16 protein-coding genes are annotated in these 13,061 nt (G+C 68.1%); 4 read left to right on the forward strand and 12 right to left on the reverse strand.

All coding sequences use genetic code 11. The features are described from left to right. Positions 1 to 78: 78 nt before the first annotated feature. From ACOGI8_RS13600 to ACOGI8_RS13610, 3 genes are all read left to right on the forward strand, one after another. A complete protein-coding gene (locus ACOGI8_RS13600) occupies positions 79 to 1,080 on the forward strand; it encodes a hypothetical protein (RefSeq protein WP_419854327.1) in 1,002 nt (333 codons plus the stop codon). Between the two features lie 47 nt (positions 1,081 to 1,127). After that, complete coding sequence (locus tag ACOGI8_RS13605) at positions 1,128 to 1,373, forward strand: hypothetical protein (RefSeq protein ID WP_419854328.1); 246 nt, start codon at positions 1,128 to 1,130, stop codon at positions 1,371 to 1,373. A gap of 135 nt (positions 1,374 to 1,508) precedes the next feature. After that, positions 1,509 to 1,652 (forward strand): hypothetical protein, encoded by a 144-nt coding sequence (locus ACOGI8_RS13610; protein ID WP_419854329.1) that lies wholly within the window; start codon positions 1,509 to 1,511, stop codon positions 1,650 to 1,652. 106 nt (positions 1,653 to 1,758) lie between these two features. On the opposite strand, the gene ACOGI8_RS13615 is transcribed toward ACOGI8_RS13610, so the two are convergent. The 4 genes from ACOGI8_RS13615 to ACOGI8_RS13630 all read right to left on the reverse strand — a co-directional run bounded on the left by ACOGI8_RS13615 (position 1,759) and on the right by ACOGI8_RS13630 (position 4,283). Next, positions 1,759 to 2,154 carry a hypothetical protein gene (locus tag ACOGI8_RS13615; protein ID WP_419854330.1) on the reverse strand — a complete coding sequence of 132 codons (396 nt, stop codon included), beginning with the start codon at positions 2,152 to 2,154 and terminating at the stop codon, positions 1,759 to 1,761. Continuing rightward, entirely contained in the window at positions 2,151 to 2,375 is a 225-nt protein-coding gene (locus ACOGI8_RS13620; protein WP_419854331.1) for a hypothetical protein, read from the reverse strand. Before ACOGI8_RS13620 ends, ACOGI8_RS13615 begins: the two co-directional genes overlap by 4 nt. 83 nt (positions 2,376 to 2,458) lie before the next feature. Continuing rightward, positions 2,459 to 4,045, reverse strand: coding sequence for a sensor histidine kinase (locus ACOGI8_RS13625; RefSeq protein ID WP_419854332.1), 1,587 nt, complete (start codon positions 4,043 to 4,045; stop codon positions 2,459 to 2,461). Positions 4,046 to 4,052: 7 nt separating this feature from the next. After that, positions 4,053 to 4,283 (reverse strand): DUF3107 domain-containing protein, encoded by a 231-nt coding sequence (locus tag ACOGI8_RS13630; RefSeq protein WP_419854333.1) that lies wholly within the window; start codon positions 4,281 to 4,283, stop codon positions 4,053 to 4,055. Between the two features lie 178 nt (positions 4,284 to 4,461). Here ACOGI8_RS13630 and ACOGI8_RS13635 point away from each other — a divergent pair, with 178 nt between their 5' ends. Next, a complete protein-coding gene (locus ACOGI8_RS13635; protein WP_419854334.1) occupies positions 4,462 to 5,187 on the forward strand; it encodes a recombinase family protein in 726 nt (241 codons plus the stop codon). Between the two features lie 713 nt (positions 5,188 to 5,900). Here ACOGI8_RS13635 and ACOGI8_RS13640 read toward each other — a convergent pair. The 8 genes from ACOGI8_RS13640 to ACOGI8_RS13675 all read right to left on the reverse strand — a co-directional run bounded on the left by ACOGI8_RS13640 (position 5,901) and on the right by ACOGI8_RS13675 (position 12,917). Next, positions 5,901 to 6,173, reverse strand: a complete 273-nt coding sequence (locus ACOGI8_RS13640) for a hypothetical protein (RefSeq protein ID WP_419854335.1) — start codon at positions 6,171 to 6,173, stop codon at positions 5,901 to 5,903. Between the two features lie 65 nt (positions 6,174 to 6,238). Beyond that, positions 6,239 to 7,249, reverse strand: coding sequence for a hypothetical protein (locus ACOGI8_RS13645; protein ID WP_419854336.1), 1,011 nt, complete (start codon positions 7,247 to 7,249; stop codon positions 6,239 to 6,241). A gap of 198 nt (positions 7,250 to 7,447) precedes the next feature. Further along, positions 7,448 to 7,702 carry a hypothetical protein gene (locus ACOGI8_RS13650; RefSeq protein WP_419854337.1) on the reverse strand — a complete coding sequence of 85 codons (255 nt, stop codon included), beginning with the start codon at positions 7,700 to 7,702 and terminating at the stop codon, positions 7,448 to 7,450. 65 nt (positions 7,703 to 7,767) lie between these two features. Beyond that, the gene (locus ACOGI8_RS13655) at positions 7,768 to 8,928 is read right to left on the reverse strand and encodes a hypothetical protein (protein ID WP_419854338.1); all 1,161 of its coding nucleotides are present in this window, start codon (positions 8,926 to 8,928) and stop codon (positions 7,768 to 7,770) included. Positions 8,929 to 9,390: 462 nt separating this feature from the next. Continuing rightward, positions 9,391 to 9,783, reverse strand: coding sequence for a type II toxin-antitoxin system VapC family toxin (locus ACOGI8_RS13660; protein WP_419854339.1), 393 nt, complete (start codon positions 9,781 to 9,783; stop codon positions 9,391 to 9,393). Beyond that, entirely contained in the window at positions 9,780 to 10,007 is a 228-nt protein-coding gene (locus ACOGI8_RS13665) for a CopG family transcriptional regulator (protein ID WP_419854340.1), read from the reverse strand. Before ACOGI8_RS13665 ends, ACOGI8_RS13660 begins: the two co-directional genes overlap by 4 nt. 94 nt (positions 10,008 to 10,101) lie before the next feature. Further along, complete coding sequence (locus ACOGI8_RS13670; RefSeq protein WP_419854341.1) at positions 10,102 to 11,736, reverse strand: protein adenylyltransferase SelO; 1,635 nt, start codon at positions 11,734 to 11,736, stop codon at positions 10,102 to 10,104. Further along, positions 11,733 to 12,917 (reverse strand): Mrp/NBP35 family ATP-binding protein, encoded by a 1,185-nt coding sequence (locus tag ACOGI8_RS13675; RefSeq protein ID WP_419854342.1) that lies wholly within the window; start codon positions 12,915 to 12,917, stop codon positions 11,733 to 11,735. The genes ACOGI8_RS13670 and ACOGI8_RS13675 overlap by 4 nt, the downstream gene beginning before the upstream one ends. Positions 12,918 to 13,061 lie beyond the last annotated feature (144 nt).

Consider the following 13,061-nt stretch of genomic DNA (forward strand, 5'->3'; position numbering starts at 1 on the left):
CGCCCGTTGGCCGGCCGTCGGTCTCGTACTGGCGGCGACGGGAGCAGCGGCTCAGGCAACGGCGGCACAGCGTCGACCGTGAAGACCTGCCGCGGACGCGCACAGAGCGCCCTGACCCACCACGATCACGGCGGCACCGTCGACTGCCACCGCAAGAGCGACAACAGCCACTCCCACCCCGAACCCGCCAAGCCCACTGTGAAGACCTGCAGCGGACGAGGACAGCCTTCACACACCCACCACGATCACGGCGGCACCGTGGACTGCCACCGCAAAAGCGACGCCCCCGCCGGCCACGGCCACGCCCCCATCACCGCCAGCGACCCAGTAGGCGACGCGCTCAAGCGGGCCGGGAGCCTGATAGCGACCGGCACCACCGAATCGCTCAATGCAGCCCGCGACCTCCTCGAGCAGATCGCCACAGACGTCAAGGACGACGCGCAGTGGACCGCCGACAAGGCCCGGCAGCTCAACCAAGAGATCAACAAGCTCTACAACAAGACGCCTGAGCCCCTCCAAGCGTTCATCGAGGCCGTGGCCTCGGGAACGGGTTGCGCCGTTCTGGTCAAGCTCGTAGCCACGAGCACCGTCGCCACAGCAGGCGCAGCAGCCCCGGCATGGATCGCAGCGGCCGCCAAGTACCAGACTGCTACCGGAGTGACATGCGGGGGCTTCTATGCAGCGGCCAAAACTGCCATCATCGGCAGCGGCGATGGCAGCAGCGGCGACGGGACCAGCGGCGACGGGACCAGCGGCAACGGGAACGGCAACGGCGACGACGGCAAGGGTGCCAAGGGCACCAGGTCCGGCCGCGGCTCAGGCTCGGGCAACGGCGATGGCAGCAGCAGCGGCGGCGACAGCAGCGGCGGCGAAACGCAGCCGACACCGAGCGAAGGCGGAACGGCCGCGGCGCAGCCTCAGCCGGACGATGAGTCTGAGCCCGAGTCCGGCGAGGTGTCGCCGGGCCAGCTAGCGCAGGCAAACCGCGACAGAATTGCCGGGCGCATCACCCGCGAGCAATTAGAAGCAATCAAGAACCGTTTCCGCTGTCAGCTCGGCTTTTCGCAATTCTGCAAGTGAGCGAGAGGCATATTCAGGCCCTGAGCGCAACGAACTACCCTGACACCATGACCACCGCACGGCCCCCCGAACAGCCACGGCCCAAGTTCGGGATCCGCTGGTGGATCATCATGATTTCTGTGAGCGGCGCGTCGGCCTACGTGTTCGGCGCGGCGCACCGCACAGGCAACTGGGTGCTGATCGGGGCGATGTGGGCCGCACTGCTGACCTACGTGATCGTGTCGTATAGGTCGTTCGCGAAGCGGGAGCGCCGGCGGCGTGCGGCTGAGAGCGACGCGGCAGCCAAGGTCTGATTTGGCCTTGGCCTAGAGCGCGCTGTTGGTGCGGCGCTTCAAGTTCCCGGCCCGGAGCTAGGACCGCCGTCGCGGCGTCCGTCGTGGTTGGTGCTGGCGCGTGACCGGCCAGAGACAGCGGTAGGACTTGCGAACTTGGCTGTGCTGATCGGCGGCGAGCTGCTCGACGTCATGTGTCGTCCCTACGACGAACAACCCGATCGGGAGTCCTACGCAGCACTGCGCCCCGACTGGGCGCGTACCCGAGTCGGCTCCAGCCAGCTCTCCGGCAGCTCGTAGAGGGTCACTACCAAGCGAATCCTGGGCGCAATACGACTGCTGCCACCGGCTCGTGCACGCATTGGGATGTCGAAGCGAGGGTTGATGAACGGCTCAGCTGTGTCGTCTATACGGTCACCACGACAACTTGACCGGAGAGTGTCGCGGTCAGCGCCTTGATGTCGTCGGGGTCTGATGTTGCGACAACGGTGCGGTGGTGATGAGAGAGCTGTGCTGCGGCGACCGCTACCGAAGCGTCTATGACATCGCCAGTGCGGGAGCGGGCGCACAGCCGCCCGCAGGCCCGGGCCATCGCGCTGTCGAGAACTAGCTCCTCGCAATGCATGAGCGCTCTGGCGAGCAGCGCCTGACGGCGACCACCTCGCCACGTCTGTGCGATGACGCCCGTTGGGACGGCAACGATGTCGCGAGCGTCGGCGGCGGCCCTCAGGCGCGCCCACATGGCGCGATCGTTTCGGTCGAGCGCGATCAGCGCTCCTGCGTCAAGCACTAACGCCGTCAATGCCCCAGCTCAGCGCGCGCTCGGGCCAATTCAGCCTCGGTGAACTCCCCGTGCACGGCCTCCCAGTCGGCGACGACATCGTGCAGGCCCCGGGTGACAAGCCGACGGCGTGCGGCATCGGCCAGCCACGCGGACATGTTCTGCTCGTCTGTCACAGCGGCGTCACGGACCGCAGCCGCGAGCCCTGACTCAAGCGAGATGGTGAGGCGTTCAATGGCCACGGCCAGAATCATATATCTTCATAACTGCGGGCGACTTCAGGTGCCGGCCTTCAGCGCAACGAGTTCGGCATCTTGAGCGGCGGTCAGGCGATGGTCCGCAGGGGGATCTGCACCACCGCCTCGGATCCCGGCGGGGGCATCCGGCGCCGGACCTCGAACGTGCCGCCGAGGTCTGCACCGCACAGAGCCCGCACGATCGAGGTGCCCAGCCCGCCAGATCGCTCAGTGTCGTAGCCAGGCGGGATCCCGACGCCGTCGTCACGGACGACCATCGACAACAGATCGGCCGACGGCCGGGAAATCTCTACCTCGACTCGGCCGATAGGGCTCTCGTCGAGGGCCGGCGCCGCCTCGAGCGCCTGGTCCTCGATCTCCCACAACTGGGGGAAGGCATGGTCAACGGCGTTCTGGAGCAGCTCATTGAGCACCACGGCCAGCGATGTGGCCGTCTGCGAGCGCAGCATCCCCGCTTCGCAGGAGACGGTGAACTCGATCGGCCGCTCCGGAAATGTGATGCTCTGGCGCATCGTCTCGGTCAGCGTCTCAGCGACGTCGCAGAAGTCGACATCGTCGGTGGTCTCGCTCGAGAGCGTCTGGTGGACGAGCGCAATGGCGCGGATGCGCCGGACTGCCTCCTCGAGCGCCCGGTTGGCTTCGCGTGACTCCAGGCGGCGCGCCTGGATGCGCAGCAGCGAGGAGACCGTCTGCAGGTTGTTGGTGACGCGGTGGTGGATCTCGCGGATGGTGGCGTCCTTGGAGATGAGCAGCCGATCGCGGCGGCGCAGCTCGGTGACATCTCGCAGCAGCACCAGCGCATTGCGCACCGGGGTGTCGGTCAGCGGCAGCGCCTGCAGCTGCACGGTCACCGAACGATGCTCGACCTCGCCCACCGCGGGGATGCCGCCGCTCATCGCTCGCCCCACGACATCGGGGCCCAGATCGAGGTCGCGTACACGCCGTCCCTGCACGTTGCCGCCGACGCCGATGCGGTGCAGTGCGCTCACCGCATTCGGCGACGCGAAGCCGATGCGCGTCGTCTCATCGGTCAGGAACAGTCCGTCACCGACCCGGGGTGTCCCCTCGCCGGCGATGTCGACCCCGCGGTAGGGGAACGAGCCCGCGGCAACCATGCGAGCCAGCCGCCCGAAGGTGGCGATGTAGGTCCGCTCCAGCTCGCCCGGGTCGCGGATGTCGGTGAAGCGCGGCGTGACCTCGCTGCTCATGACGGCGATCGTCTCGCCGTCGTAGGTGACCGGCACCGCGGTGATGCGCGCCCGCCTGTCTCCGGGCACCCGCAGCCCCTCACCGGTGACGATCACGCCGCGCGCGAACGCCTCCGAGACAAGCGGGCGCTCGGAAGCCGTGACGCACAGCCCGACGTGGTCGTCGCGGTACAGGGTGCGCCCGGTCGTGGGACGGATCTGGCCGATGACGGTGATCTGCGCATCGGAGCCGAGTCGGCGCGTTGGATTCTCGCCGTGTGGGGCAGTGCCTGCAGTGTCGTCCGGCAGCTCGTCGAGCGAATTCAGCTGCCCCGGCACGAACAGGAGCAAGTCCGAGAACGACAGGTCTGCAAGCAGAGACCACCACGCCATGAGGCGGCGCAGGTGCTCGCGTGGGCTGTCGTGCGCGTGCGGTGCGGGCCGGGGCCGATCAGCGGGCGCCCGCATCGTTGCCTCAGTCCGCGGCGAAGCCGATGCGCCGATCGCCAGCCGGACCCAGCTCGAGGAAGGCCAGCTTGTCGACGGGCACCCCGACGCGGCGGCCGCTGCGGTCTGTCAGCCACAGCACCGTCGAATCGCCGCCCAGTGCGCCTTCGAGCGCGGCTGCGGCGTCATCGGCGCCGTCGTCGTCGATCTCGACGCTGAGTTCGCGGCCGCCGTGCGTGATGCCGATCCGGATGTCCATGGCCCCGCAGGCTACCGGTGGGGTCGTCCGCGACTGCTGAACCTGTGCGAGCTCTCGGCACGCGCGTCAAGCGGGTTCGCGCAGCCAGCGTGGCGTCCAGGGCCCGGCGCGTGTACGACTCGATTGATGCAAACAATCACGATGGCAACGTCTGTATGTAGATACTATTGTTCGTCCGATGCATCAACCTATGAACGAGTTCACGGCATTGCGCGCCATTTCATACGCACGGGTCTCCACAGGCGCCCAGGCTGCGTCAGGCCTAGGCATCGAGGCGCAGCATCGTGCGGTGCAAGCCGCAGCAGCCCAACGGGGCTGGCAGATCGTCGACCTCTGTACTGACGACGCTGTGTCGGCCGCCATCGAACCCAGCCGACGGGCGAAGCTCTCCATGGCGCTCGCGCAGCTCGACGCCGGCGAGGCCGACGCGCTCGTGGCGGTGCGGCTCGATCGGTTCGCCCGGTCGAGTAGCGATCTGCAGGCTCTGCTCGATCTGGCAGACCACGGCGGCTGGGAACTCATCGGGCTCGACGTTCCCGTCAATGGTGACCTGCCGGTCGGCGCGTTCCTGCTCACCATTCTCGGTGCTGCCAACCAACTCGACCGCTCGCTCATCAGCGACCGCACCAAGGCGGCCCTCGCAGTGGCGCGCAGCCGGGGCCAGCGGCTCGGGCGGCCAAGCCGCCAGCCCCAGGCGGCCAAGGAACTGGCCGTGGCGATGCACGCGGACGACATGCGCCCGCGCGAGATCGCCGCGGCGCTCCAAGAAGCAGGGCTTCGCACCGCCACCGGCAAGACCGAGTGGCCGGCCTCCAGCGTCAGAGCACTGCTGCGCACCGCCCAGCTCGACCAGGAGGCCGAGGCCAACGCCGCCCGCCACGCCGCCGAACAGCGCAGCCATTAGGTCCGTCGCTGCTCCCGCCGTTGCAGGAGTGCTGACCTGGCGGGCACGTCATGGGCGTGGTGCTGAAAGGTTCGCCGGACGCCGCATCGATCTCAGCCACACGCCGAGCCGCATCCCAAGTCCTAGCGGATGCCCCATCGGGACAGCCCGCGCACAACGCAGCACACGGCTGCAGCCTGCGTCAACGGTCGTGCCGCCAGCCCGCAACGGGCGCAGCCAGCTTCCTGCGGGTTCCGGCCTCGGGGACAGCCCCGAGCGGCACCCCAAGCTCTAGCGGATGCCCCTAGTTCGCCGCCATGACGGGCGTGCGCCGCCGATACCAAAGATGAAAGGGGGCGTACAACGCGCAGAACACAGCCAAGACCGTGAGCGCTGTAGACCACACCGGCCAGCCTGCCGACCCGGCCCAGTTCAACACCCATACGTTCACAAGAGCCCCCAAGAAGCACAGCACAAAGAAGGTCACGCGCTCGCGGCGGTCGCGGGGTTTCATGCGCCAGCGCCCGCACGCTCGCCCCGTTGGCGAGCATCGCAGCCGCTCGGCGCTTCACCTCGGCGGGGTTCTGGGAGGCTGCGGCGCTCATGGCCACCCACAGTACGAAACCGACGGCCGGCCAATGGGCGATAGCCGGCACCGACACGGCCCCGCAACGGCCCGAGCGCGGCCCGACGCCGGCTCTAGCTCCGGGCCGGGAACGTGAAGCGCCGCGGCCCTAGTCGAAGGCCTCGGCCTCGCGCTGCCGCCGCCACAGCTCTCTCAGCCCGGTGAGAATGAGATATGCGGTCACGCCGCTCGCCGCGCCTATGCCGGCGTTGATCAGGTCCATACGTCCCAGGACTATCTGGACGGTCACGTACAGCGGCAAGGCGACACACAGCACGAGCAGCACGAGCCAGGCGATGCCCAGCCCGAGCTGCGAGCGAAATCGCTGCCAACGGATCGGGCTCTGTTGGGCGGGGCTCGTCGCCGCCTCGGTGGTGCTCATGGCTTCAAGGTACTTCCTGCTCGTAGGCGGGGCGGCAGCGCGGGCCGCGGGCTGCCGGCACGGGCTCAGTGATACGTGATTGTCGCCCTGCCGTCTCTTTCGTCGATCTTGATGCACGCACGTATCGCTTCGAGCCATGTGTGGCAATCGGTATGGTCGAACGGCGGTTGCGTGGTGGCCGGCGCCGGCGGTTGCGTGGTGGTCGGCGCCGGCGTCTGCGGCGTGCTGCTGCCACCGCCGTCTCTGGGCTTGGCAGTGCGGCAGTTCGGCCACGGCTGGCACGTCGGCTGCGTCTCGCTGCTGTCGTCGCCGTCGCCGTCGCCGTCGTCGCTGCTGTCGTCGTCGCTGGCGTCGTCGTCGCTGCTGCCGTCGTCGCTGCTGCCGTCGCCGTCGGGATCTGGCACCGGCACCTGCTCTGCCCCAATGGCACACGCGGCGCCGAGGAAGAGGCCTACCGCGTGGCGGTTACCCGGCTTGAGGCTCTTGCCTTTCGTGACCTTCACCAGGATGGCCTCGACCGCGACGTAGCACGCTGCACCCCCGGCGCCGGTGGCGGCGGCGGCCCGGCCCTGCTCGCCGATGTCGGACCACAGGGTCTGCAGGTCGTTGAGTGTGTAGACCCTGACGTCGAGGTTGCTCTGCTCGAGCACGGGGTTGAGCAGTTCGAGCAGTTTCGACGCCTCGACGGGGTCGGTTTCGAATCTGTCCCAGTCGATGCTCTCGAGCTGGTCTGCGGCTTCGTTCCTCAACGCCTCGACAGCGGCTTTGAGGGCGGCTTTGGTGCCGGTCGCTATCAGGCTCCCGGCCCGCTTGAGCGCGTCGCCTACTGGGTCGCTGGCGGTGATGGGGGCGTGGCCGTGGCCGGCGGGGGCGTCGCTTTTGCGGTGGCAGTCCACGGTGCCGCCGTGATCGTGGTGGGTGTGTGAAGGCTGTCCTCGTCCGCTGCAGGTCTTCACAGTGGGCTTGGCGGGTTCGGGGTGGGAGTGGCTGTTGTCGCTCTTGCGGTGGCAGTCGACGGTGCCGCCGTGATCGTGGTGGGTCAGGGCGCTCTGTGCGCGTCCGCGGCAGGTCTTCACGGTCGACGCTGTGCCGCCGTTGCCTGAGCCGCTGCTCCCGTCGCCGCCAGTACGAGACCGACGGCCGGCCAACGGGCGATAGCCGGCACCGACACGGCCCCGCCGCGGCCCGGGCGTGGCAGCAGGCAGGCCGGCGGGGCAGGCGCCCAGCGGCGGCGGTCCTAGCTCCGGGCCGGGAACGCGAAGCGCCGCAGCGGTCTAGTCGGCAGCCTCGCGCCGCTGCCGCCGCTCTCTCAGCCTGCCGAGAATGAGCGCCACAGTCACGCCGGCCGCCCCACCTATGCCGACGCCGAAGATCAGGCCCGTACGTCCCTCCAACGAAAGCCAGTGCTCCTCTATCAGGCCGAGCACGAACAGCGGCAAGGCGACACCCAGCACGAGAGGCCAAACAGACCGCCGCCAAGGGCTCGGGCTCTGTTGGGCGGGGCTCGTCGCCGCCTCGGTGGTGCTCATGGCTTCAAGGTACTTCCTGCTCGTAGGCGGGGCGGCAGCGCGGGCCGCGGGCTGCCGGCACGGGCTCAGTGATACGTGATTGTCGCCCTGCCGTCTCTTTCGTCGATCTTGATGCACGCACGTATCGCTTCGAGCCATGTGTGGCAATCGGTATGGTCGAACGGCGGTTGCGTGGTGGTCGGCGCCGGCGGTTGCGTGGTGGTCGGCGCCGGCGTCTGCGGCGTGCTGCTGTCGTCGCCGCTGTCGTCGTCGGGATCTGGCACCGGTGCCAACGCTGTAACACCGCCGCACACGGCGACGACAACGGTGCGTACCGCTTTGCGGACACTCTTCTTGAGGCTCTTGCCCTTCGTGAGTTTCGCTAGGCCGGCCTCGACCCCGATATCGCACGCCACAGCCCCGGCGCCGCCCCGGCCGCCCCGGCCAATGTCGGACCACAGGGTCTGCAGGTCGTCGAGTGTGTAGACCTCGATGTTCTGCCGCCGCAGCACAGGATTGAGCAGTTCGAGCAGTTTCGACGCCTCGACGGGGTCGGTTTCGAATCTGTCCCAGTCGATGCTCTCGAGCTGGTCTGCGGCTTCGTTCCTCAGCGTCTCGGCAACGGCTTTGAGGGCGGCTTTCCCGCCTTGTTTGAGCAGGTGTTGAACGCGCGTGAAGATGTTGTCGACGGGGTCGTTCTTGCGGCAGTCCTGCGAGCCGTGGCCGCCGTGCTCGGTGTGTCCGGCGGGGCAGTGCGAGTTTTCGTGGTGGTGGCATTCGGTGTCGGTGGTGCCGCTGCCGAGGGGGTGTCTGTGGCGCTGGTATGTCACCCCCGGCATGACTTGGTATGGGGTGCACGGCTTGACGGTGTAGGTGGCCGTCTGTTTCGGCACGCAGTTCGGCGGGGTGCCGATCTGGCCCGCTGGGCACTCGGGCGGCGGCGGCGCTGCGGTAGTCGGGGGCGTGGTGGTGTGGGGGTCGCCGGACCAGTGACAGCCGTAGTCGCCGTGGTCGTGCGCAGGCGGCGGACACGGATCAGGCGCGGCGGTCGGCGTCGGCTTGGGGTGGGTGTGGGCGACCTTTTCGTCCCAGCAGTGATTGACGGGCGGGTCGACGATGCATCGTCTAACGGTCTTGGTGTGAGCTGCGCTTTCTGGCAGGTCTACGAACACCAGCAGCGGCAGCAGCACGACTGCTGCCGCTAGCGCCGCCGCGGTTCTCCAAGAGATGCCGATTCTCTGAGACATGGCGGACCCCTTCTGTACGGAAATCGTTCGTTTTGCGAGCACCCGGATCGGACACGAACGGACATCTGGGAGCCGTCGGCGGCGCAGCGCGGCCAGCGGGGCGCGTCAGGGCGGAATCCCAGCGGGCATGGGGGTTCGCGGCCCGCCCGGGCGGTTGCGCAGCGTCAGCGCTCAGAAGCGCCGCCGGGGTGTTGACGGGCCTGTGCGAGGTGTATACAATACGAACGTTTTACGTACACCCTGAAACCGCCTCTGACCAGCAGGTTTAGGTCGCTGTGCGGGTCAAGGGTCGGGGTTTGCGGCCCAGAGTCTCGAGAACGTCGACAGCGCCGCAGAACGGTGCCCAGCCGCCGAGATCAGCCGCTAACGATGTCGTCAGGCAGCCGTGGCACCCGCGGCACCGGCGCGAGCACCACGCGGCTCACGCGCTGGCAAGTCCCTCTGCGCACGACTGCCTGACCGTCAGGGGCGGACTTCGACGAAGCCGGCTGCGCTGAAGTCGCCGTCGAATGCAAGTGCCTCGGTGATTCTCTCGCGGCGCATGATCTCGAAGCTCGTGGCGTCGACGTAGGAGTACGAACGCTCGTCGTGGGCGGCCAGCCATTCCCAAGCCCGCTGGTCGACAGCAGCGTCCACCACTGCAATCGAGACGCGTGGCGATTGGTGCATCATGTTGACGAAGCGCAGAGCCTCTGCATGGCTGGCACGACGACGCAGCCACGTCCAGGTTTCGCCCATCACCAAGTTGGACGTCCTGAGCGGGCTGCCGCCCGGCCACAACGCAGCTGCGTCACGATGGCGATGATCGCGTGGGACCAGCAGACCGATCCAGAACGAGGTGTCGACGAACCTCACGATTCAGTGTCGTAGATGACGGCGTCAAGATCGTCGTCGGGGGCGACGTCGACGCTGCCGACGAGCGCGTCCAACGGGTCTAGAGCGAGCACATCGCTGTCGCGACGCAGCGCTGAGCGGACAGCCTCTCGCACAACCGCGGACCGCGAGACCCCTCGTCTGGCAGCAGCCGCCGACAGGGCGTCGTCGATGTCGGGCTCGATGTAGAGCTGTATACGCCGCATTAGTGCAGTATACATTATATCCGCAACTTCTGAGTGGCCCGGCCAAGCGAGACCTCAACCCTGACGATCGACCCCGATCGCTGTGGTCGGCGGGTCAGGAGCTGCAGGAGAGCTGGCTGCAGCCGACCCGGGTGCGGGCCCAGTCGGGGCGCAGTGCTGCGTACGACTCCCGATCGGGTTGTTCGTCGTAGGGATGACGCATGACGTCGAGCAGCTCGCCGATGGCTTCGGGGCGGCCCGCAGTGGCGGAGTCGATCGCAAGCTGGGCCAGGTAGTTCCGCAGGACGTATTTGGGATTGACTCGGTTCATCGTCTCGGCCCGTGCGCCGTCGGCAATGCCCTGGGCTCGCAGCCGGGCCGCGTAGCGCTCGACAAACTCGCTCGTGGCTGAGCGGTGCTCGTCGGTGACCTCGTCGGGCGCGTAGTACGCATCGGCGAGCGGGGCGATGCGCTCGGCACGGTCGACGCCCTCAGCGGTGTCCACGGTGGCGAGCCGTCGCCAGAACACCGTCATGTCGGTCTCGACCAGCCGCAGCACCTCCAGCACCCCGGTCGCCAGCTCAGTGTCGGTCTCGGATTCCAGCGCCGGCAGTCCGAGCTTGGCGGCCATCATCGCCGACCACTTCTGCTCGAAATACGGCACGTAGCCGTCAAGGGCTGCTTGCAGCAGCTCGGCCTCGCCGACGAGCGGATACAGCGCATTGGCGAGCTGCATCAGATTCCACTGGGCGATGTGCGGCTGGGTGCCGAAGCGGTAGCGCCGGTGGGCGGCGTCGGTGGTGTTGGGGGTCCAGTCGGGGTCGTAGTCGTCGAGCCAGCCGTAGGGGCCGTAGTCGATCGTCAGGCCCAGAATCGACATGTTGTCGGTGTTCATCACGCCGTGGACGAAGCCGACCCGCATCCACTCGCAGACCATGTCGGCCGTGCGCCGGACCACTTCGTCGAAGAACTGCGCATACCGCTCCGACGAGGAACTGCCGGACCCGGCGTCGGCAGCCAAGTCAGGAAAGTCGTTGCCGATGACGAAGTCGGCCAAGGTGCGCAGCGTGTCGATATCGCCGCGGGAGGCGAAGATCTCGAAGTTTCCGAACCGTACGAACGACGGCGCCACTCGGCAGACCACGGCCCCGGGCTCGAGCTCGGGGTGGCCGTCGTAGAGCATGTCGCGCATCACCATGCCGCCCGTCGCCACCAAGCTGAGCGCCCGGGTCGTCGGCACGCCGAGATGTGCCATCGCCTCGCTGCACAGGAACTCGCGCACCGAGCTGCGCAGCACGGCCAAGCCGTCGGCGGTGCGGGAATACGGCGTTGGGCCGGCGCCCTTGAGCTGCAGCGTCTGGTGCTGGCCGTTGCGGTCAACCACTTCGCCGAGCGCGATGGCACGGCCGTCGCCGAGCTGACCGGCCCAGTTGCCGAACTGGTGGCCGCCGTAGCAGTGGGCATGCGGATCCATGCCGTCGAGCAGCGTGCTGCCGCCGAACACCGCTGCGAACTCCGGGTCGCTCGCCAAGTCGGGGTCGAATCCCAGCAGGTCGAACATCTCCGCACTGTGCGCCAGCAGGTGCGGCGCGGGCACCGGTGTCGGCTCGACCCTCGAATAGCACGCACCCATCACCTGCCGGCGGACGTTGGCGGCGTCGGGGTCAGCCGGCAGCGCGGCAGTGAAGCGGTTGTCGAAGCTGAGCTTGTCGAGCGAGCCGATCGGCGTCGGCGCCGCAGTGATGCTCACAGCAGCTTCAATCCCTCGTTGTAGCGGCGGGTCGGCAGGTGTTCGGTGCACAGCAGGCGCGCCATGTCCTGGAATACACCGGCCGTCTCGCTGTTGGGGTCTGCCGCGGCGATCGGCATGCCCTCGTCGCCGCCCGCGCGCAGTTGCGGCACCAGCGGCACTTGGCCGAGCAACGGCACGTCCAACTCGTCGGCCAGCGCCTGGCCGCCGCCGGAGCCGAACAGCTCGTAGCGCTTGCCGTCGTCGCCGGTGAACCAGCTCATGTTCTCGATCACCGCCCTCACCTGCAGGTTCACACGTCCCGCCATCTGGGCAGCGCGCTGGGCAACCTTCTGCGCTGCAGGCTGCGGTGTGGTCACCACCAGCATCTCCGAACGGGGCAGGAACTGCGCCAGCGACAGTGAGATGTCGCCGGTGCCGGGCGGCAGATCGATGAGCAGATGGTCCGGCTCGTCCCAGAAGACATCGGTGAGGAATTGCTCGAGCGCCTTGTGCAGCATCGGGCCGCGCCAGATCACCGGCTGGTCCTCGCGAGCGAAGAAGCCCATTGACATGCACCGCACGCCGTGCGCCTCGGTGGGCACCACCATCTGGTCGATCACGGTGGGCGGGCGCTGCACGCCGAGCATCCGGGGAATGGAGAAACCCCACACATCGGCGTCGATGACGGCGGTGCGCGTGCCGCGCTGGGCTAGCGCAATCGCAAGGTTGACCGTCACGCTGGATTTGCCGACGCCGCCCTTGCCGCTGGCCACGAGCAGCACGCGGGTCTTGTTGCCGGCCTGGGCGAATGGCACCTCGCGGCCTTCGGCGTGTCCGTGGCCGGCCTGCGTCCCTGCGGTGGCCGCCGGGTCGCCGATGAGCTGAGCCCGCAACGTCGACTGCTCGGCCTCGTCCATAACGGTGAATTCCACGACCACATCGTCGATGCCGTCGAGGGCGCGTCCCGCCTCGCTGACAGCGTGGGACACATGCCCCGCAGCCGGCCAGTCATTCGACGGAAGTGCGACCAGCACCTGTGCAGCGCGCCCGGCGACTGCAGCAGCTCGCAGCATGCCCATCTGGCCGATGGGCCGGCGCAACTCGGGATCGATCACATCAGCTACCGCAGCGGCCAGCTGCTGATCAGTGACGCTGGCTGGTCCGCCGTTGGCGGCTGACCCTCGACGCTTGCCCTTCACTGGTGCCCCTGACCGGTTGCGATCGCTTGCCGCGTGATGACTGCACCGGCATTGCAGCCGCACCTGCCGTTCGCCCCGCACGCTACTGCCGCAACCGACCACGGCCGCAGCGCATCGCACCATCTCGACCGACCGCCCTAGCGG

It is taken from the genome of Candidatus Poriferisodalis sp. (assembly GCF_965204195.1).
In the GTDB taxonomy this organism is placed as follows: domain Bacteria; phylum Actinomycetota; class Acidimicrobiia; order Acidimicrobiales; family Poriferisodalaceae; genus Poriferisodalis.

Bases quoted from the DNA above. Each gene is read 5' to 3' on its own strand.
- ACOGI8_RS13605 (WP_419854328.1), top strand. From the start codon at position 1,128: ATGACCACCGCACGGCCCCCCGAACAGCCACGGCCCAAGTTCGGGATC.
- ACOGI8_RS13625 (WP_419854332.1), bottom strand. From the start codon at position 4,045: ATGCGGGCGCCCGCTGATCGGCCCCGGCCCGCACCGCACGCGCACGAC.
- ACOGI8_RS13630 (WP_419854333.1), bottom strand. From the start codon at position 4,283: ATGGACATCCGGATCGGCATCACGCACGGCGGCCGCGAACTCAGCGTC.
- ACOGI8_RS13635 (WP_419854334.1), top strand. From the start codon at position 4,462: ATGCATCAACCTATGAACGAGTTCACGGCATTGCGCGCCATTTCATAC.
- ACOGI8_RS13640 (WP_419854335.1), bottom strand. From the start codon at position 6,173: ATGAGCACCACCGAGGCGGCGACGAGCCCCGCCCAACAGAGCCCGATC.
- ACOGI8_RS13650 (WP_419854337.1), bottom strand. From the start codon at position 7,702: ATGAGCACCACCGAGGCGGCGACGAGCCCCGCCCAACAGAGCCCGAGC.
- ACOGI8_RS13655 (WP_419854338.1), bottom strand. From the start codon at position 8,928: ATGTCTCAGAGAATCGGCATCTCTTGGAGAACCGCGGCGGCGCTAGCG.
- ACOGI8_RS13665 (WP_419854340.1), bottom strand. From the start codon at position 10,007: ATGCGGCGTATACAGCTCTACATCGAGCCCGACATCGACGACGCCCTG.